Raw genomic sequence first — 19,615 nt, forward strand, 5'->3', positions numbered from 1 at the left:
GCGGCCGGGGGCGGGGGGGGGGGGCGGACACCGTGCCGTGCGGGGGGTGGGGCGGGGGAGGCGTCAGCCGAGGACGGCCAGCGCGTCGATCTCGATGAGGAGTCCCGCGGGCAGACCGACGTACACGGTCGTGCGGGCGGCGGGCGGCTGGGTGAGGCCCTGCTCCTCGAAGTAGGCGTTGTAGAGGGCGTTCATCTCGGCGAAGTGGTCCACGTCGGTCAGATAGACGCGGATCATCATGACGTCGTCCCAGGTGGCGCCGCCCTCCTCCAGGATCGCCTTGACGTTGGCGAGGGTCTGGAGGGTCTGCTCGCGCAGGGTGGGACCGGCGGGCGTGGGGGCCTGGCCCTCGACGGCGGGGAGGAAGCCGACCTGACCGGCGACCTGGAGGATGTTGCCCTTGCGCACCCCGTGGGAGAACTGCGCGGGCGGGGTGGTGTGGGTCTTCGGGGTGAGCGCGATCTTGTCGGTCATGGGGTGTCCTTCGTCGGGGTTCTGCCGGAGTACTCGCCGCTGATGGCGTCCGCGGTGCGGCGCACGAGCGGGAGCAGGGTGAGGAGTTCGTCGGCGGTGACGACGACGTTCGGCGCCGACACCGACATGGCGGCGACGACCCGGCCGTCCGCGCCGCGGATGGGGGCCGCGACGCAGTTGATGGACTCCTCGTGGCCGCCGAGGTCGGTGGCCCAGCCCTGTTCGCGGACCTTGTCCAACTCCCGCAGGAAGGCGGGGGCGTTGGGGGTGGAACGGGACGTGTACATGGGGTAGTCGAGCTGTTCGGCGAGGGCCCGCCGCTCGTGCTCGGGCAGATCGGCGAGGAGCAGCTTGGCGACCGCGGCGACGGTGATGGCGACGGGCTTGCCGATCCGGGAGTACATCCGCACGGGGTAGCGGCTCTCGACCTTGTCGATGTAGAGCACCTCGTCCTCCTCGTAGACGGCGAGGTGCACGGTGTGCCCGCACTGCTCGTTCAGCCGGACGAGGTGGGGGTGGGCGATCCCGCGGATGTCGAGGTTCTCCATCGCCTCCTGGGCGAGGGCGATGAGGCGGGCGCCGAGCCGGTAGCGCTGGTCGGACTGGCGGTAGACCATTCCGTGTTCGTGCAGGGTGCGCAGCAGCCGCAGCGCGGTGGACTTGTGGACGCCGAGCCGCTCGGCGACCTTGCCCAGGTCGGCGGGGCCCTCGGCGAGCAGCGGCAGGATGCTGAGCGCGCGGTCGACGGTCTGGCTCATGGCGTGGGTACCTCCTCGTCGGCCCGGTCCGTGGTGTGGTTCCAGCCGGGGCCGAGTCGAAGTTTCTCCCACCCGGTGTCGTCGAGGGCCACCAGGCCGTCGGCGGTGTCGCGGGCGGGGGGCGGGGCGAGGTCGGCGGGGCTCGTGAGGGTGGCGGCGGCCCAGAGGTGTCCGTGCCGCAGCCGGTCGCGCAGGGGGAGGTCGCGCAGGGTGGCGGAGAGGAACCCGGCGGCGAAGGCGTCCCCGGCGCCGGTCGCGGCGGCGACCCGTACCTCGGGGGCCGGCACGTACACGGCGGAGTCCGTGGCGCGGTCGAACACGGTGGCGCCGCGCGCGCCGTCCTTCACCACCAGCACCGGCGGTTCGGGCAGCGCGGCGCGGATCGCCTCGGGTCCGCCGGTGACGCCCCAGGCGTCCTGCGCCTCGTCGACGCCGACGAAGACGAGGTCGGCGGCGCGGGCGAGGTCCAGCAGGACGGCCGGTCCGCCGGCGTCCCGCCACAGGCCGGGCCGGTGGTTGACGTCGAAGGAGACGACCGGGCGGTCCTCGCGCGGCGCGGTCAGCTCGCGCAGCAGGTCCAGGCAGGTGTCCGAGAGCGCGGCGGTGATCCCGGAGAGGTGCAGGACGCGTCCCGCGCGTACGGCGGCGAGGTCGACGTTGTGCGTCGACATGGCGGACGCGGCCGATCCGGCCCGGTAGTAGGCGACCTCGTGCGCGTCGGTGGCCCGGTCGCCGGCGGTGCGGAAGTAGACGCCGGTCGGGCGGGCCGGGTCGCGGCGTACGGCGGAGACGTCGACGCCGTGGCCGCCGATGGCCGTCACGAGGTGGTCGCCGAAGCCGTCGGCGCCGACCCGGCTCACCCAGCGCACCCGGTGCCCGGCGGCGGCGAGCCCGCAGGCCAGGTTGGACTCGGCACCGCCGATGGCCCGCTCGAAGGAGGGGACGTCGGCGAGGCGTCCCGGCCGCGACGGCAGGAACGTGACCATGGACTCGCCGAGCGCGACGACGTCCATGACGTCGGGGGCATTGCAGGGTCCGGTGAGGGTCACGATCGTCGTAGCTCCAGACCTTGGGCGGGCGGATCCGCCGATCCGTTGACCCGCGGTTGGCCGAGATGTTAGACAGCGACAAGCGAAATACGCAATGAGTGTTGCACTCACTGCAACGCCACTGATCAGGGAGGTTCCATGGGGAACGAGGCGCTGGCCCGCCTGGCGGAGGAACGCGTCGACCACCGCTTCAAGGGCCTCCCGCCCGACGCCGACGGCCTGAGCGTCGCGGAGCTGGCCGCCCAGCGGCGCAACCTCTTCACCGGCGGCTTCACCACCCCGGTGCTGGCGCTGTCCGCCGAGCGCCTGGAGCACAACCTCGCCCTGATGGAGACGTACGCCGCCCGTCACGGCCTCGCGTTCGCGCCGCACGGCAAGACCTCGATGGCACCGGCGCTCTTCCAGCGGCAGATCGAGCGTGGCGCCTGGGGCATCACGCTCGCCGTGCCCCATCAGATGCGTGTGGCCCGGGCGTTCGGCGTCGAGCGGATCTTCCTCGCCAACGAACTGGTGGACGCCGCCGCGCTGCGCTGGATCGCCGGCGAACTGGCCGCCGACCCGCACTTCCGCCTCGTCTGCTACGTCGACTCCGTGTCCGGTGTGCGCCTCATGGACGCCGCGCTGCGGGACGCCGGAGCCGGTCGGCCGCTGGACGTCGTGGTGGAGCTGGCGGCCGGCGAGGGCGCCCGCACCGGCGTCCGTACGGACGAGGAGTGCGCGGCCGTCGCGGACGCCGTGGCCGCCACCGGCACCCTCCGTCTGGTCGGGGTCGCCGGATACGAGGGCGAGGTGCCGAGGGCGGACCCCGAGCGGGTGCGCGCCTGGCTGCGCCGGCTGGTGGCGCTGGCGGCGGGCTTCGACAAGGCGGGCCGGTTCGCGGGGCTGGACGAGATCGTGGTCAGCGCGGGCGGCAGCGCCTGGTTCGACGCGGTGGCCGACGTGTTCGCCGAGATCCCCGAGCTCTCCGTCCCCGTACTGAAGCTGCTGCGCTCGGGCGCGTACGTCTCGCACGACGACGGGCACTACCGCAGGCTCACCCCGTTCAACCGGGTGCCGGGCGAGGGCGCCCTGGAGCCCGCCTTCCGGCTCTGGACGCAGGTCGTGTCCCGCCCCTCCCCCGGCCAGGCGTTCGCCAACGCCGGCAAGCGGGACGCGGCGTACGACCTGGATCTGCCGGTCGCCCAGGTGGTCCGCCGGGACGGCGCCGAACGCCCCGCCGACGGTGTCACCGTGACCGCGCTGTCCGACCAGCACGCCTGGCTGGAGACGACCGGCGAGGCGGACCTGGAGGTCGGGGACTGGGTCGGCCTGGGGCTGTCCCACCCGTGCACGGCGTTCGACAAGTGGCAGCTGATCCCGCTCGCCGAGGCGGACGGGACGGTCGTCGACTACATCCGCACATTCTTCTGAGCAGGGGGCCGGTCGTGGAAGAGCTCGTCATCCGGGACGCGGACGTCGTCGACGGCAGCGGCGGTCCGTCCTACCGCGCCGACGTGGTCGTGGACCGCGGCAGGATCGTGTCGATCGTCCAGGAGGCCGCCGCGGCCGGCTGCCAGCGGCCCAAGGCGCGCCGCGAGCTGGACGCGGAGGGGCTGGTCCTCTCCCCCGGCTTCGTCGACATGCACGCCCACAGCGATCTGGCGCTGCTGCGGGACCCCGACCACAGCGCCAAGGCCGCCCAGGGCGTCACCCTGGAGGTGCTGGGTCAGGACGGGCTGTCGTACGCGCCGGTCGACGACCGCACGCTGGGCGAGGTGCGGCGCGCGATCGCCGGCTGGAACGGCCCGGGCGACGACATCGACTTCGACTGGCGGTCCGTCGGCGAGTACCTGGACCGCCTCGACCGGGGCATCGCGGTGAACGCCGCGTATCTGGTGCCGCAGGGCACGGTCCGGGCGCTCGTCGTCGGCTGGGAGGACCGGGAGGCGACCCCGGCCGAGCTGGACCGGATGCGCGCCCTGGTCGCCGAGGGCCTGGAGCAGGGCGCGGTCGGCCTGTCGTCGGGGCTGACGTACACACCGGGCATGTACGCGGGGGACGCCGAACTGACCGAGCTGTGCCGGGTCGTCGCCCGGTACGGCGGCTACTACTGCCCGCACCACCGCTCCTATGGGGCGGGCGCGCTCCAGGCGTACGAGGAGATGGTTGCGCTGACCCGGGAGGCGGGCTGCGCGCTGCACCTCGCGCACGCCACCATGAACTTCGGCGTGAACCGGGGCCGCGCCCCCGAGCTGCTGTCCCTGCTGGACAAGGCGCTCGCCGAGGGCGCCGACATCAGCCTCGACACCTACCCGTACACCCCCGGCTGCACGACCCTGGTGGCCCTGCTGCCGAGCTGGGCGAGCGAGGGCGGGCCCGAGGCGATCCTCGCGCGGCTCGCGGACGACGCGACGGCCGAGCGGATCCGGCACCATCTGGAGGTCGTCGGCGCCGACGGCTGCCACGGCGTGCCCGTGGAGTGGGAGACGATCGAGATCTCGGGGGTGGGCGAGCCCGCGCTGGCGGACCACGTCGGCCGTACGGTCCGGGAGTCGGCGGACGCCCGCGGCGAGGCCCCCTGGACGACCGCGCGCCGGCTGCTCCTTCAGGACCGGCTCGGCACGACGATCCTGCAGCACGTCGGCCATGAGGAGAACGTCCGGGCGATCATGCGGCACCCCGTCCACACGGGCGGTTCCGACGGCATCCTGCAGGGCAGCAAGCCGCATCCGCGCGCGTACGGCACCTTCCCGCACTATCTCGGGCACTACGTCCGGGAGTTGGGGGTGCTGTCGCTGGAGGAGTGCGTGGCCCATCTGACCTCGCGCCCGGCGAAGCGGCTGCGGCTGCCGGACCGGGGGCTGGTCCGCGAGGGCTATCGGGCGGACCTGGTGCTGTTCGACCCGGAGACGGTGGCGGCGGGCTCCACGTTCGCGGAGCCGCGCACGCCACCGACGGGTATCCCGCATGTGCTCGTGGACGGCCGTTTCGTGATCGAGGACGGCCGTCGCACGGACGTACTGGCGGGACGGGCGGTCCGCAGGGCCGGTTAGCCGGCCCTACGGCGTGCCGGTCACGGCTTGGGCAGGACGCAGCCGCTCGCGTTGAGGTTCAGCTTGTTGCCGGTGCCGAAGCAGGCGGGGATCTGGTAGATCTGCTGGGCGTAGTTGATGCCCTGGCGGACGGTGACCTCGCCGTTCTCGGCGACCTCGCACGGGTTGTTGACCGTGCAGGACTGGCCGTCCTCGTTGCCGGTGTTGTTGACGGCGACGACCCGCTTGGTGGCCTGGTCGATCACCGGGGAGCCGGAGGTGCCGCCGATGGTGTTGCAGGCGGACGTGTAGCGGACCGAGTCCTTGAAGGTCCAGTCGCCTTCCTTGAGGCGGTACGCGAACCCGTCGACGTTGCAGTTGTAGAGGCGCTTCCAGTAGCCGGAGGCGACGGTGATCGCGGTGCCGGCGGCCGGACGGGTGTCGGCCACGGTCAGCGCGCTGATCCCGGTCGAGCTCTTGATCTGCGCGTAGGTGGTGGTGAGCTGGTAGATCGACACGTCCGTGTCGGTCATCGTGCCGTAGGCGATTCTGTTGGCCCGCAGGGTGGCGACCCTGGAGCCGGAGGAGTTCAGCAGGCTGAAGGTCCTGCTGGACGCCCGGTCGACGACGACCTGGCCGGGGCCCGGCATACCGGTCTCCAGACAGTGGCCGTTCGACATGACGAGCGCCGGGTCGCTGTCCTGGGACTTCGGGAAGCGCACGACCGAGCCGGAGCAGTTGCTGAGCGCCACGGTGCCGGCGAAGTCGACGGCCTGGACGGACGGCTTCAGCGCCTGTTCGAGACCGGCCGTCACGGAGGCGACGGTGTCCCGGACCACCGAGGTGACCGAGCCCGTCCCGGCACCCTTGCCGAAGGACTGCGTGGTGTCCGCGGGAGCCGCGGCCACGGGTGCGGCGCCGGCCCCGGCCATCGCCAGGGCGAGGAGGGTGGCGCCGAGAGGTTTTCTCATGTGGGGGTCCCCTCATACGAGGAGGGTGACCGGAGAATCTCCGGCCACCCGCGCTTTTGTCATGCGCATTCTCACTCAGGAGGGGGGTGCCCACAAGAAGCAGGTGACCGGCGAGTAGGGCCGTAGGGCTTTCCCTACCACCGGATCCCGGACGTTTCGGCGCGGCGGCGCAGGACCTCCACGGGAGGGTGGCCGGATCACCACAGGCGGCCCGGCGCACACCGCACCCGGCCGCGACGGAGGACGGCTACCTGGGCCCCTTGGTGATGCCGAGGCCGCGCCCGGGGTGGTCGTCGCGTCCGCCCCTCGTCTCGGACGCGGTCGCCGTTGCGGTCGGTGCCGCGGGGGCCGTGCTCGCCGCGGGGGCCGAGGGCGCGCCGCCCCCGGTCGCGGTGGCCGACGCGGAGGGGGCCGGCGTCACGTCCGGGGTGCGCGTGCGCGGCGCGTCGCCGTCCAGCGGCGCACCGGACGCCGTCGTGCCGCCGCCCGTCTCCTCCGCGCTCTGCGCGGGGTCCACGGCGGTCGGACCCGTCCGCTCGTCCCCGCCCCTGGAGTCGCCGTCGGACGACGACCCGGAGAGGGAGAAGCCCGCCACGAGCGCCGCGGAGGCGACCCCCACCGCACCGGCCGAGACCAGCGCCCGCCGCGAGGGACGCGGACGCTCCTTGCGGCGCTTCCCCCGGTACCCGCGCGCGGCCCGCGCTCCCCCGTTCGCAGCATCGCCCCCCGGCGTCCGGGGCAGTTCCTCCGTCCGGTCGTACGCGTCCTGCCAGCCGTGCGCGGCGGCGGGATCGGCGTACTCCTCGTAGGACGGGGCGGCGTCGGCCAGCGGGTGGTACACGCTCGGCCCCTCCGTCGCCGGACCGCCCTGCTCGGCGTCGCCGTAGCCGTCGTGCGCGGCGTCGCCGGCGTCCATCGCCTTGTCGTTCTCCGGTGGCCTGGGCATGACGGGGCATTGTAGAGAGGTGCGGGCGCGCAGGACAGCGGCCCACGACATCCGCCCACACCACACGTCTCACGTGGCGGAAAACACGGGCCTCCCCGAGGGGCACCGCCGTAAGCTCCCAGACATGCAGGTGATCCAGTCGACCAAGCTCGCCAACGTCTGTTACGAGATCCGGGGCCCGGTGCTCGAGGAGGCGATGCGGCTCGAGTCGGCGGGGCATCGGATCCTCAAGCTGAACACCGGCAACCCGGCCGCGTTCGGCTTCGAGTGCCCGCCCGAGATCCTCGAGGACATCCTCCGCAACGTGTCGACGGCGCACGGCTACGGCGACGCGAAGGGCCTGCTGGCCGCGCGCCGGGCCGTCGTCATGCACAACCAGACCCTCGGCATCGAGACCGACGTCGAGCACGTCTTCATCGGCAACGGCGTCTCCGAGCTGATCGTCATGGCGATGCAGGGGCTCCTCGACGACGGGGACGAGGTGCTGGTCCCGGCGCCGGACTACCCTCTGTGGACGGCGGCCGTCTCCCTGTCCGGCGGCACCGCCGTGCACTACCGGTGCGACGAGCAGTCCGACTGGATGCCCGACCTCGCCGACGTCGAGCGCAAGGTCACCGACCGCACCAAGGCGATCGTCATCATCAACCCCAACAACCCGACGGGGGCCGTCTACGACGAGGCCGTCCTGCGCGGGCTGACGGACATCGCCCGCCGGCACAACCTCCTCGTCTGCTCCGACGAGATCTACGACAAGATCCTCTACGACGGCGCCACGCACACCCCGACCGCCGCCGTCGCGCCCGACCTGCTCACGCTCACCTTCAACGGCATGTCCAAGGCGTACCGGGTGGCCGGCTACCGGGTGGGCTGGATGGCGATCTCGGGCCCCCGCGCGCACGCCGACTCCTATATCGAGGGCCTGACGATCCTCGCGAACATGCGCCTGTGCGCGAACATGCCGGGCCAGCACGGCGTGGTCGCCGCGCTCAGCGGCCGGCAGACCATCGACGACCTCGTGCTGCCCGGCGGGCGGCTCAAGGAGCAGATGGACATCGCCTACGAGCTGCTGACCGCCATCCCCGGGGTGAGCTGCGTCCGCCCGAAGGGGGCGCTGTACCTCTTCCCGCGCCTGGACCCCAAGGTCTTCAAGATCAAGGACGACCGGCGGATGGTCCTGGACCTGCTGCGCAGCGAGAAGATCATGGTCGTGCAGGGCACCGGCTTCAACTGGCCGGATCCGGACCACTTCCGGGTGGTGACCCTGCCGACGGCCGCGGACCTGCGGGACGCGATGGGCCGGATCGGCCGCTTCCTCGACGGCTACGGCCAGCCGTGACCGCTACCGCGAGTACATGCACGGTCCACTTTTTGCTTACAACTCAACTTTAGACGAAATCCAAGCTAGGATGGTTTCCTGTCAGCGCACAGGAGGCCATCCCCCATGTACGAACCGATCCGCACCAAGTCGATCCACAGCACGATGGCCGGCGGCACCGACTTCCCCCACCGCACACGCGAGGAGGAGCTGGACATCCAGCTCGCCGGTCATCTCGCCGCGCTGCTCGCCGTCACGGACGAGCTGCGCGCCACGGCCCCCTCGCAGGACCTGGACGACGCGGCCGAACGGCTCGCCGAGCAGGTGACCCGGCTCCGGGAAGGACGTCCGCCGGCCCGCTCCGCCGTCGCGGCCGACCCGGCCCGGCTGGCGACCCTGCACCGGCGGGCGCACGCCCTGGCCGGACGCGCCCTGGTCGTCGCCGCGTCCCGTGCGGACACCGCCGCGGCCATCCTCGCCGCCGAACGCATGGACGCGCACGCCGCGGCCCAGGCGTCACAGAAGCTGACCGGGGTCGGCGGCTGACAGGCGCCGTTCCCCGGAGATCACGCAGGCCCTCGCCGTTCAGGCGAGGGCCTGCCGCCGCTTACGTCCCGTCGGGGCGGACGGGACCCGGCGGCGGCAGGCCCGGGGCCCCGCACACCGTTGTACGGGGCCTCGCCGGTCCGGGAGGCGGTCACCGCGGCCGGCCGTGACGATGTAGCTGGTCAGGGCACGATCGGAGCCGGCCGCGGCGTCTTGGGGGGCTGTCGTCAGCCCAGGCGCTTGACCAGCGCGTGGTACTCGTCCCACAGCTCCTTGGGCGTGTGGTCGCCGAAGGTGTCGAGGTGCTCGGGGACGAGCGCCGCCTCCTCGCGCCACACGTCCTTGTCGACGGTGAGCAGGAAGTCCAGGTCCGACTCGGACAGCGACAGGCCGTCGGTGTCGAGCGCGTCCTTGGTCGGCAGCACGCCGATCGGCGTCTCGACGCCCTCGGCCTTGCCCTCCAGGCGCTCCACGATCCACTTCAGGACGCGGGAGTTCTCGCCGAAGCCGGGCCAGACGAACTTGCCGTCGTCGTTCTTGCGGAACCAGTTGACGTAGTAGATCCGCGGCAGCTTCGCCGGGTCCTTGTCCTTGGCCACATCGACCCAGTGGGCCATGTAGTCGCCCATGTTGTAGCCGCAGAACGGCAGCATGGCGAACGGGTCGCGGCGCAGCTCGCCGACCTTGCCCTCGGCGGCGGCGGTCTTCTCGGAGGCCACGTTGGCGCCGAGGAAGACGCCGTGGTTCCAGTCGAAGGACTCCGTCACCAGCGGGACGGCGCTGGCGCGGCGCCCGCCGAACAGGATCGCGGAGATCGGCACGCCCTTGGGGTCCTCCCACTCGGGCGCGATGATCGGGCACTGGGACGCCGGCGTGGTGAAGCGGGCGTTGGGGTGGGCGGCCGGGGTGCCGGACTCCGGCGTCCAGTCGTTGCCCTTCCAGTCCGTCAGATGGGCCGGGGTCTCCTCCGTCATGCCCTCCCACCAGACGTCGCCGTCGTCGGTGAGGGCGACGTTCGTGAAGACGGAGTTGCCCCACAGGGTCTTCATCGCGTTGGCGTTGGTGTGCTCACCGGTGCCGGGCGCGACGCCGAAGAAGCCGGCCTCGGGGTTGATCGCGTAGAGGCGGCCGTCCTCGCCGAAGCGCATCCAGGCGATGTCGTCGCCGATGGTCTCGACGGTCCAGCCGGAGATCGTGGGCTCCAGCATGGCGAGGTTGGTCTTGCCGCAGGCGCTCGGGAAGGCGGCGGCGACGTACTTCGACTCGCCCTGCGGCGGGGTCAGCTTGAGGATCAGCATGTGCTCGGCGAGCCAGCCCTCGTCACGGGCCATGACGGAGGCGATGCGCAGGGCATAGCACTTCTTGCCGAGCAGGGCGTTGCCGCCGTAGCCGGAGCCGTAGGACCAGATCTCGCGGTCCTCGGGGAAGTGCGAGATGTACTTGGTGCTGTTGCAGGGCCAGGGGACGTCCTCCTGGCCGGGCTCCAGCGGGGCGCCCAGGGAGTGCACGGCCTTGACGAAGAAGCCGTCGGAGCCGAGCTCGTCGAGGACCGCCTGTCCCATCCGGGTCATCGTGCGCATGGACACGGCGACATAGGCGGAGTCGGTGATCTCGACGCCGATCGCGGACAGCGGCGAGCCGACCGGGCCCATGCAGAAGGGCACGACGTACATCGTGCGGCCGCGCATCGAGCCGCGGAACAGGCCCCGCTCGCCCTGGAAGATCTCCCGCATCTCGGCCGGGGCCTTCCAGTGGTTCGTCGGGCCCGCGTCCTCCTCCTTCTCGGAGCAGATGAAGGTCCGGTCCTCGACGCGGGCGACGTCGGTCGGGTCGGAGGCGGCGTAGTACGAGTTGGGGCGCTTGATCGGGTCGAGCTTCTTGAAGGTGCCCTTGGCGACGAGCTCTTCGCACAGGCGCTCGTACTCGGCCTCGGATCCGTCACACCAGACCACGTTGTCCGGCTGGGTCAGTTCGGCGATCTCGTTCACCCAGGTGACGAGCGCCTGGTGCTGGGTGGGAACGACGGGGGGAGCCGCGTTGTCACGCGCCACGGTTGCTCCTAAGTGAGGGATTTTGTCCTTGGTATGCCCTTGTGTGCCCCGTGGGGGCCTCGACCCGGCTGCCGCGCCCGCTGGATCATGCCGCGCTCATCCGGTGCCGACCGCACTCATTTGATCATCCGACGCGTCCGCGCATATGTCCAGAGGGCGTCACAAGTGAGCGGCGTGAGGATCGCCACTCATCCGGAGGTTTCCGGTCCGTCATCACGGCCTCACCCCGGGTACCCGCCTCCCGAGGCGCCCGTGAGACGATGGCCACTTCAGGCCCTCATCTGGCCGCCCAGACGCATAAGTTACGGTTCCGTAGGTACGATTTCCCCATGACTGCGCCCGACCCCGACGCGCTCTCGGAGACGCCGGCCGCCGGCCGGGATTCCGGAGCGCCCTCGCTGCCGCACCAGATCGCCCACCAGGCCCAGCAGCTCGGCGAGGAGATCAAGCCGAAGCTCCGCGGCTGGCTGCACCTGGGCATGTTCCCGGCCGTCCTGATCGCCGGGCTGGTCCTCACCGCCCTCGCGGACTCCCCGCGCGGCCGGCTCGCCTGCGGGATCTACGTCCTCACGGCCTGCCTGCTGTTCGGCGTGAGCGCGCTCTACCACCGGGGCAACTGGAGCCCGCGCATGGACGGCATCCTGCGCCGGCTCGACCACGCCAACATCTTCCTGATCATCGCGGGCACCTACACCCCGCTGACGATGCTGCTCCTGCCAGGAGCCAAGGGGCAGTGGCTGCTGTGGGGCATCTGGGGCGCCGCCGCGGCCGGGATCGTCTTCCGGGTCTTCTGGGTCGGCGCGCCCCGCTGGCTCTACACGCCCTGCTACATCGCGATGGGCTGGGCCGCCGTCTTCTTCCTGCCGGACTTCATGCGCACCGGCGGCATCGCCGTGCTCGTCCTGGTGATCGTCGGCGGTCTCCTCTACAGCGCCGGCGGCGTGGTCTACGGCTTCAAGCGCCCGAACCCGTCACCGCGCTGGTTCGGCTTCCACGAGGTCTTCCACTCCTTCACGCTGGCCGCGTTCATCGCGCACTACGTCGGCATCTCCATCGTCGCCTACCAGCACGGCTGACCGGCGCCCCCGCGCCATGAAAAACCTCGGGTCGCCCGAGCCCCACCGTGACATCCTGACCAGGTGAACGGTCCCGAGATCCACGTCGAGTTCGCGCCCGAGCTGCGTCCGTTCGTCGCAGGTGACCGGCGCCGCGGCGCCACCCCGCTCGTCACCGACGGCGTCTCGACGCTCGGCCACGTCGTGGAGTCCCTGGGCGTCCCCCTCACCGAGGTCGGCACCCTCCTCGTGGACGGCCGTCCCGTGCCCGTGGCCCATGTCCCGCGGGCCGGCGAGTCCGTGACCGTACGGCCCGTCGAGCGCCCTCAGCGGGTGCCCGGCGCCCCGCTGCGCTTCCTGCTCGACGTGCACCTCGGCACCCTCGCCCGCCGGCTGCGCCTGCTCGGCGTGGACACCGCGTACGAGTCGACCGACATCGGCGACCCCGCGCTCGCCGCCCGCTCCGCCGCCGAGAAGCGGGTCATGCTCAGCCGCGACCGGGGCCTGCTGCGCCGCCGCGAACTCTGGGCAGGCGGCTATGTCTACAGCACCCGCCCCGAGGAGCAGCTGCGGGACGTCCTCGACCGCTTCCGCCCGGAGCTGCGCCCCTGGACCCGCTGCACCGCCTGCAACGGCCTGCTGAAGGAAGCCACCAAGGACGAGGTCGCCGACCAGCTGGCGGGCGGCACCCGGCGGACGTACGACGTCTTCGCGCAGTGCACCGCGTGCGGGCGCGCCTACTGGAAGGGCGCGCACCACGAACAGCTGGAGGCCATCGTGGAGCGCGCCCTCACCGAGTACGCGAGCTGATGGTCAGCGCTTCGCCTTCACGTCAGCCTTTCCGCAGGCCACGCCGTCCCCGTTCGGGTCGAGGCGGAGCGGGTCGTCCCTGCCGTTGACCTTCAGCCGGCCGTAGTCGTTGGCCTTCAGCCAGTCGCAGCGGGCCTTCGTCGTCGCCTTCACGGCCGGCGGGAAGTCCGTCGGCACACAGACGTTGGCGGAGCCGTAGTGCCGGTCGCAGCCGGAGACGGCCGGGCCGACCTGCTGCGCCGAGCGCTTCTTGCCGGGGCCCGTCACCTTGCCCTGGAGGTCGTCGGCGAAGGCGTGGACGTGCGCGGAGGCGTCCTTGGCGCTCAGCGCCCGCGGGCCGTCCAGGTGCACCCACTTCGCCACCGACGGCACCCCGCCCGCATCCACCGCGAAGAGCATGTACCAGCCGGGCGGCGCCAGATCGGGGTTGCTCGTCACGTTCAGGTCGACGTTGTTCCCGTCCACCGACAGCGGCAGGTCGACGAACCGCTGGTTGGGGTCGGAGGAGTGGGTGACGGCGGCCGGGCGGATCAGCTCCGCCTTGGCGATGGGCCGGTCGACGGTGATCCGCTGGGTGTCGCCGTAGCTCCACTCGGTGTCGATCACCGAGGTGATCGCCGGGCGTTCGCCCTTGAGCAGATAGGGCGGGGTGTAGATCGACACGTCGTGGTTCCAGGAGCCGTTGCCCGGGTTGTCGCCGGTCGCCATGACGCGGCCGTCGGGCAGCAGGAACGCCGAGGAGTGGTAGCCGCGGGCCTCCGGGTCGGCCGCCACCGGGTCGAAGGTGCCGGTCGCCGGGTCGTAGAGCGACGACTCGTACACCGGGTCGGCCCGGTTGTGCAGGGCGCCTCCGGTCTCCAGCACCTTGCCGTCGGGCAGCAGCACCGCCGAGACGTACATCTTGCCCTGGTCACCGGTCTGCGCGATTTTGCCCGCGCCCAGGTCGACGGTGCCCTGCGGGACCGGCGGCCCGGCGACGTACGACGGGTTCGGCTGCTTCAGGTCGATGACGTCGGTGAGGCGGTTGGCGTCGGGGTTGGAGTCGATGTTGCCGCCGCCGAGGGTGAGGACCTTCTGGTCCTGGGCGGGCGGCAGCAGCACGCTCGCGGACTGGTCGCGCTCGTCCTTGCGCTGCAGGCCGGGGACCTGGGTGACGGTGTTGGCGTCGTAGTCGTAGATCGCCGCGCCGGTGCCCGGGATGTTGTTGCCGAAGACATGGCTGCCGGAGTAGAAGAGCCGGCCGTCCTGCATGAGGATCATCGACGGGTACAGGCCCCAGTACGACCAGGTCTGGTTGACCTTCCAGAGCTCCAGCCACTTCTGCTCGGCGTCCGACCACAGCTCGGCCGTCACCGAGCCGGTGGAATCCTCCTTGAGGCCGCCGAAGGAGATCACGTCGCCGTTGCCGAGGATCGTCGCCGACGGGTACCAGTGCCCGTCGTTCATGTCGTTGGTCCTGCTGTACGTCTCGGTGACCGGGTCGAAGATGTACGAGTCCTTGAACCCCTGGTAGCCGATCGTGCCGTCGGCCGACGGATAGCCCTTGTTGCCGCTCATCACGAGCACCCGGCCGTCCTTCAGCTGGACGTGCCCGGCGCAGAACATGTCCTTGGGCGTCGGGATCTGCTTGTAGGTGCCGTTCTCCGGGTCGTAGACCGCGCTGGTGAACGTGCCCGCCTCGAACATCTCCTCGCTGTTGCCGGACCCGGCGATCAGCAGCACCTTGCCGTTGTTGAGGACGACGGAGTGCATGGAGCGGACCGGGTTCTGGGTGGGCAGGACGTCCCAGCGGCCGTTCGCGCACTCCTCGGCGGTGCCCGTGCACACAGGGTCCGGGACGGGCTCGGCGACCTGGTCCATCGTGTAGTCGTCGGTGGTGACCGAGCCGGTGCCGTAGACGGAGACGCCCCACGCGATCCGGTCGGTGCCGGCCGGCACCTCGGGCGTGCGGACCGTCGCCTCGGTCCAGCCCGCCGCCGTCTGCAGCGTCTTCAGGTCCGTCCAGTACTGCCAGCCCGCGGTCGTGTCGTGCCGGAACAGGGTGATCGAGGTGTCCGGGGTCGTCGACTTGTACCAGAGCCCCAGGTCGTACTGCCTGCCCACCGTGACGACCGGCGCGCACTCGGCGGACTCGGTGATGAGCGCCTTGCGGTCGCCCTCGGTCCGCCGGGTCAGCGTCACCTTCATCGCCTTGGAGCCGGAGTGCGCGTCGGCCACCGTCTCGAAGGCGAAGTCGTTGTCGCCCCAGCCGGACTTCTTCCAGCAGTACGGCATGTCATCGCCGCCCGCTGTCTCGAAGCCCGGGTTCTTCACGAGGTTGGCGGCGGACGCGGGCTGGGGCGTGGTGAGGAGCAGTCCTCCGGTGAGGCCCATGACGGCCAGCAGGGCCGTTCTGGTTCTGGATCTCATGCAGTACTCCTTGCTGTGCGGCTGCGGCTCCTGCGGGGCAGATAGACCAGCGCCTCGGTACCGGCGAAGCGCAGGACGAAGGTGATGACCAGGGCCAGTGCCGTCGCGGGCAGCACCGCGAGCCCGAACTGGCCGACGAGCAGCGCGATCAGCGGGATGCGCAGCACCAGGTCGGCGTTGGCGAGCAGCGCGAACCGGATCGTGCGGTCGGCCCAGTGCCGGTGGACGCGCCGCTCACGGAACAGCAGCTTCTCGATCAGCAGGAAGTTCCAGGCGACTCCGAACTGGTTGGCGATGATCTCGGCGGGCAGATAGTGCAGCCCCGCCTGGGTCATCGCCCACAGCGCGGCCAGGTTCGGTACGAAGCCGGTCAGCCCGATCAGGCCGAACACCACCATGCGGGCCAGCGGGTCGGCCGTGCGCAGCCCGGCCAGGTGCCGCAGGAAGCGGCGCCCCTCCGCCGCCGTGGACTTGGACTCCCCCGCGAACCGCTCCTGGAACACGAACGGCACCTCGGTGACCGCCCGCGGGCGGCTGCGGACCGCTAGCTCCAGCAGGATCTTGTAGCCGAGCGGCTTGAGGGCCTCGGCGGTGATGTCGCTGCGCCGGATCGCGAAGAAGCCGCTCATGGGGTCGCTGATGCCGTGCAGCCGGCGCGGGAACAGGGCCTTGGTCAGCCAGGTCGCACCCCGGGAGACGGCGACCCGGTAGCTGCCGGCGAGCCCGGCCCGGCTGCCGCCCTTGATGTACCGGGAGGCGACGACGAGTCCGGCGTTGGCGCGCTCGCCGGTGGCCACCAGTTCCGGGACGAGGGACGGCGGGTGCTGGCAGTCGCCGTCCATGACGACGATCCAGTCGGAGCCGGCCGCCTTCATGCCCTCGACGACGGCTCCGCCGAGCCCGCCGACGGGCTCGTCGCGGTGGAGGACGGTGACGGGGAACGGGCAGTCCTTGGCGGCCTCCTCGATGACCTGCGGGGTGTCGTCGGTGGAGTCGTCCACGAAGACGACCTCGCAGGGCAGCCGGGCCGGCACGGACTCGGTGATCTGGTGCAGCAACTGCCGTACGTTCGCCGACTCGTTGAAGGTCGGGACGACGATGGTGACGGCTCCCGGCTCGGGGACCTCGGTGGTCTCGACGGCCGGATCGTCCAGCCCGCCGGGGACGGTGTACTCGTGGGTCATCGAACGCCTCCGGCGGAAGTCTGGATCTGGCGGATCTCGATACGGTCCTCGCCCTCGCCGAACACGGCGACCGGCTCGGAGTGCTCGATGGCCGCCTTGACGTTGGGCAGGTCGACGGCGTCACGCCGGACCGTCGGGGACGCCACGACGTAGTCGAGGTCCTTCCAGCCGCGCGGCATCGTCTTCGTGACGGCCGGGTCGAGGTCGGCCTTGTAGAACCAGATGACGCCCCGCCCCGGCTCGTACCCGGCGTGCACCAGGTCGAGCCACAGCGCGTCGTCGACCAGGACGCGGGTGTCCGCCGGGTCCTCCACCTCGGTGGCCAGCCACTTCGAGGCCGCCTGGTAGGGGGCGTTGGCGTCGGCGGTGACGGCGGTGCGGTCGCCGTCGTACCAGCGCGGGACGACATAGGCGCCGGCCGCGATCGCCAGCACCGCCGCCAGGGCGTACCGGCCGCCGGTGAGGGGGCGGGGCTCGCTCTCCGAGCGCCGGCGCCGCAGCACGGCGTGCGCGACGGAGGCAGTACCGCCGGCCAGGACCAGGGCGAGGAACGGCAGCGCCTGGATGACGTACATCGCCGGCAGATAGCCGTTCGGGCGCAGGGCGACCAGGGCGAGGATCACCACGGCGGCCGAGGGCCCGGCCAGCGCGCGGGCGGTGACCGACCAGCGCCAGGTCACCAGGAGCAGCAGGGCGCCGGCGAGACCGCCGACGATGAGGACGCGGTCGTAGTAGAGCCACGACTGCAGCACGCCCCAGGAGCCCGAGCCCTCGTCGAGGATGAAGCCCGAACCGGGCCGGGTCATCTGGTAGGTGATGCCGTCCCACAGCGAGACGTGTCCGCTGCCCGGCAGCAGCTCGCCCTTGAGCAGGGCGAACAGCGGGTAGGACAGGCCGATCAGGGCGCACGCGGTGATCGCGCCGGTGAGGGCGAACTTCCGGGTGTCGCGGTGGCTGTGCCGCCACATGGTGATCAGCACCGCCGGGAGCACGAAGAGCATCGTCTCCTTGGTGAGCACGGCGGTGGCGGCCGCGATGCCCGCCCCGAAGTGGTGCCACAGATGCCGGCTCGGCGAGGCCGCCAGCGCGAACGCCAGCAGTGTCCACATCACCGCGAGGTTGTCGAGGAAGATCTCCCGCTGGAGCACCACCGACAGCGGCGACAGGCCGAACAGCAGCATGCCGAGTCCGGCCGCCCAGCGCGGCAGGGACAGCCGCCGGCCGAGGACGTAGACCAGCACCGCGCTGACCGCGCTGACCACGAGCATCGCCGCCCGCATCGTGCCGACGGTCATCGACTCGGGGCTCAGCGCGGCCGGGATCCAGGTCAGCAGGGCTATCTGGATCCAGCCGAGCGGCGGATGGTCGTACCAGTACGTGTAGTGGGCGAGGCCGCGGCCCTCCTGGACCGCCCAGGCCTGGGCCAGATAGGTGCCCTCGTCGTCGCTGAGGGTCGGGTAGTCGGCGATGTTCCAGCCCTGGACGACGAGGATCGCCACCAGGAGGACACCGCACAGGAGCAGGTCGGACCGGGAGGAACGCAGCCGCGACGGCCCTGTTCGGCCGGTCGGACGGGTCGTGGGCGCAGGCCGGCGCTGCGCGGGGACCTTCGGAGTGGTCGCCGCGGGAAGGGTGGAGGTCACGCGTGGACGTCCTCTCGGAGGTCACGGGTCGCGTCGGCGGCGTCGAGATGCGCGCCGACGTGGCTGGTCAGCTCCCAGTCGTTGCGGCCGCGCTGCTCGCGCCAGACGGCGCGGACGGCGGCCCCGGCGAGGAGCACCTGGTAGAAGGGGCCGCCCACGACGAGCTTCAGATAGTGGACGAAGCGCACGCGCAGCCCGTACTGGCGGCCGAAGTCGTGCAGTCCGACGATCTCGAACACGAAGGTGACGAGCGCGGTGACGGCCGGCAGGAAGGTGATGAACGCGATGCTCACCGGTACGTCGAGGAACACCGCGATCGCGATGTTCAGCGGGATGACGAGCCCGGTGAACGCCTGCATGAATGGCGTCATCAGCGTGTAGCGCGCGAGCAGCCGCTGCCCGAACGTGGGCAGTTGCTTCCAGTCCTTCTTCCGGTAGACCTGCAGGAAGCCCTGGTTCCAGCGGGTGCGCTGCTTCAGCAGCGACATCAGGCTGCCGGGTGTCTCCTCGCGGGTGACCATGTCGGAGTCGTAGGCGACGACGACCTTCTTGCCGACGCTGGAGAGCCGGACCCCCAGGTCGCAGTCCTCGGCGAGGCAGTCCGGGTCCCAGCCGCCGGCCTCGCGCAGCACGTCGGTGCGGACGAAGACCGTGTTGCCGCCGAGCGGGATGAACCCTTTCTGCGCGTGCAGGTGCAGCCGCGAGCGGAACCAGAAGAAGTACTCCAGGCAGTTGCGCAGGCTGTACCAGCTGGAGTGGAAGTTGATCAGCTGGACGCCGCCCTGGACGACGTCCGCCCCGGTGGTCCGGAACGCGTGGTCCACGTGGGCCAGCAGCTCCGGGTGGACCTGGTCCTCGGCGTCGAAGACCCCGACGACGTCACCGCGGCAGTGCGGCAGCGCGGTGTTCATCGCCTTCGGTTTGTTCTTCTTCTCGTGCGTGTCGACGACGACACGGACCCGTGGATCACGTGCGGCGGCCCGCTCGGCCACCTCGGTGGTCTCCGGGTCGTCGTGTCCGACGATCACGATGATCTCGAAGTCGGTGTGGGTCGACTCCAGCAGCCGCTGGATGGTGTGGTCCAGCACGGCCTGTTCATGTCGTGCCGGCAGCAGCAGGGAGAAGGACACATGGTCGTTCCCGTCCGGTCTGCTGAACCGGGTGGAGGCGAGCACTTCGGGCGTACGCCACGCGTGCATCTGCCACCACAGGGTGAAAGCCGCCATCCAGAACAAGGCCAGTGAGACGACGGCTATGAAGACAGACGTCAGCAACAGATCCCCCCAGATCCCCAATGCCCCCTGTCGCGACGGCGTTTCACACCGGTCGCGGCACTGTGCAGAGATTAGGAGGGATGTGTGAAGTTCGCAGGTGCTTTCGATGAAGAGCGCGT

General features: G+C 71.3%; 16 protein-coding genes. 6 read left to right on the plus strand and 10 right to left on the minus strand.

Going from position 1 to position 19,615, the window contains the following annotated elements; translation table 11 throughout:
- Nucleotides 1–63: 63 nt before the first annotated feature.
- From KBY32_RS34285 to KBY32_RS34295, 3 genes are read right to left on the minus strand one after another with little or no spacing between them, the layout of a single operon-like run.
- Entirely contained in the window at nucleotides 64–474 is a 411-nt protein-coding gene (locus KBY32_RS34285; protein WP_108708461.1) for a RidA family protein, read from the minus strand.
- Complete coding sequence (locus KBY32_RS34290; protein ID WP_055621759.1) at nucleotides 471–1,232, minus strand: IclR family transcriptional regulator; 762 nt, start codon at nucleotides 1,230–1,232, stop codon at nucleotides 471–473. Before KBY32_RS34290 ends, KBY32_RS34285 begins: the two co-directional genes overlap by 4 nt.
- Complete coding sequence (locus tag KBY32_RS34295) at nucleotides 1,229–2,281, minus strand: sugar kinase (protein WP_055621758.1); 1,053 nt, start codon at nucleotides 2,279–2,281, stop codon at nucleotides 1,229–1,231. Before KBY32_RS34295 ends, KBY32_RS34290 begins: the two co-directional genes overlap by 4 nt.
- 138 nt (nucleotides 2,282–2,419) lie before the next feature.
- On the opposite strand from KBY32_RS34295, the gene KBY32_RS34300 reads away from it, so the two are divergent.
- Nucleotides 2,420–3,691: an amino acid deaminase gene (locus KBY32_RS34300; protein ID WP_210982821.1), complete on the plus strand. Its 1,272-nt coding sequence runs from the start codon at nucleotides 2,420–2,422 to the stop codon at nucleotides 3,689–3,691.
- A 14-nt stretch (nucleotides 3,692–3,705) separates the two neighbouring features.
- A complete protein-coding gene (locus KBY32_RS34305) occupies nucleotides 3,706–5,313 on the plus strand; it encodes an amidohydrolase family protein (protein WP_210982822.1) in 1,608 nt (535 codons plus the stop codon).
- A gap of 20 nt (nucleotides 5,314–5,333) precedes the next feature.
- On the opposite strand, the gene KBY32_RS34310 is transcribed toward KBY32_RS34305, so the two are convergent.
- Nucleotides 5,334–6,263, minus strand: coding sequence for a serine protease (locus KBY32_RS34310; protein ID WP_210982823.1), 930 nt, complete (start codon nucleotides 6,261–6,263; stop codon nucleotides 5,334–5,336).
- 247 nt (nucleotides 6,264–6,510) lie between these two features.
- Nucleotides 6,511–7,209 (minus strand): hypothetical protein, encoded by a 699-nt coding sequence (locus KBY32_RS34315; RefSeq protein WP_210982824.1) that lies wholly within the window; start codon nucleotides 7,207–7,209, stop codon nucleotides 6,511–6,513.
- Between the two features lie 124 nt (nucleotides 7,210–7,333).
- Here KBY32_RS34315 and KBY32_RS34320 point away from each other — a divergent pair, with 124 nt between their 5' ends.
- Entirely contained in the window at nucleotides 7,334–8,545 is a 1,212-nt protein-coding gene (locus tag KBY32_RS34320) for a pyridoxal phosphate-dependent aminotransferase (protein ID WP_055621753.1), read from the plus strand.
- Nucleotides 8,546–8,650: 105 nt separating this feature from the next.
- Complete coding sequence (locus tag KBY32_RS34325) at nucleotides 8,651–9,070, plus strand: hypothetical protein (RefSeq protein WP_055621752.1); 420 nt, start codon at nucleotides 8,651–8,653, stop codon at nucleotides 9,068–9,070.
- Nucleotides 9,071–9,297: 227 nt separating this feature from the next.
- On the opposite strand, the gene KBY32_RS34330 is transcribed toward KBY32_RS34325, so the two are convergent.
- Nucleotides 9,298–11,121: a phosphoenolpyruvate carboxykinase (GTP) gene (locus tag KBY32_RS34330; protein ID WP_210982825.1), complete on the minus strand. Its 1,824-nt coding sequence runs from the start codon at nucleotides 11,119–11,121 to the stop codon at nucleotides 9,298–9,300.
- A gap of 329 nt (nucleotides 11,122–11,450) precedes the next feature.
- Between KBY32_RS34330 and KBY32_RS34335 the strand changes: the two genes are divergently transcribed.
- Together KBY32_RS34335 and KBY32_RS34340 are read left to right on the plus strand one after the other, a co-directional pair.
- Nucleotides 11,451–12,197 (plus strand): hemolysin III family protein, encoded by a 747-nt coding sequence (locus KBY32_RS34335; protein WP_055621750.1) that lies wholly within the window; start codon nucleotides 11,451–11,453, stop codon nucleotides 12,195–12,197.
- A 63-nt stretch (nucleotides 12,198–12,260) separates the two neighbouring features.
- Entirely contained in the window at nucleotides 12,261–12,986 is a 726-nt protein-coding gene (locus tag KBY32_RS34340; RefSeq protein ID WP_210982826.1) for a Mut7-C ubiquitin/RNAse domain-containing protein, read from the plus strand.
- A 3-nt stretch (nucleotides 12,987–12,989) separates the two neighbouring features.
- On the opposite strand, the gene KBY32_RS34345 is transcribed toward KBY32_RS34340, so the two are convergent.
- Genes KBY32_RS34345 through KBY32_RS34360 form a run of 4 tightly spaced genes read right to left on the minus strand, consistent with a single transcriptional unit; the run spans nucleotide 12,990 to nucleotide 19,496 of the window.
- Nucleotides 12,990–15,395 carry a galactose oxidase early set domain-containing protein gene (locus KBY32_RS34345; RefSeq protein ID WP_210982827.1) on the minus strand — a complete coding sequence of 802 codons (2,406 nt, stop codon included), beginning with the start codon at nucleotides 15,393–15,395 and terminating at the stop codon, nucleotides 12,990–12,992.
- Nucleotides 15,392–16,579, minus strand: a complete 1,188-nt coding sequence (locus KBY32_RS34350) for a glycosyltransferase family 2 protein (RefSeq protein WP_055621747.1) — start codon at nucleotides 16,577–16,579, stop codon at nucleotides 15,392–15,394. The genes KBY32_RS34345 and KBY32_RS34350 overlap by 4 nt, the downstream gene beginning before the upstream one ends.
- On the minus strand, nucleotides 16,576–18,222 hold the full coding sequence (locus KBY32_RS34355; protein WP_210982828.1) for a glycosyltransferase family 39 protein: 1,647 nt from the start codon (nucleotides 18,220–18,222) through the stop codon (nucleotides 16,576–16,578). Before KBY32_RS34355 ends, KBY32_RS34350 begins: the two co-directional genes overlap by 4 nt.
- Nucleotides 18,219–19,496 carry a glycosyltransferase gene (locus KBY32_RS34360; RefSeq protein WP_210982829.1) on the minus strand — a complete coding sequence of 426 codons (1,278 nt, stop codon included), beginning with the start codon at nucleotides 19,494–19,496 and terminating at the stop codon, nucleotides 18,219–18,221. Before KBY32_RS34360 ends, KBY32_RS34355 begins: the two co-directional genes overlap by 4 nt.
- Between the last annotated feature and the right edge of the window lie 119 nt (nucleotides 19,497–19,615).

The sequence above is a fragment of the Streptomyces sp. RK62 genome, from assembly GCF_018070255.1.
Taxonomy (GTDB): domain Bacteria; phylum Actinomycetota; class Actinomycetes; order Streptomycetales; family Streptomycetaceae; genus Streptomyces; species Streptomyces nigra.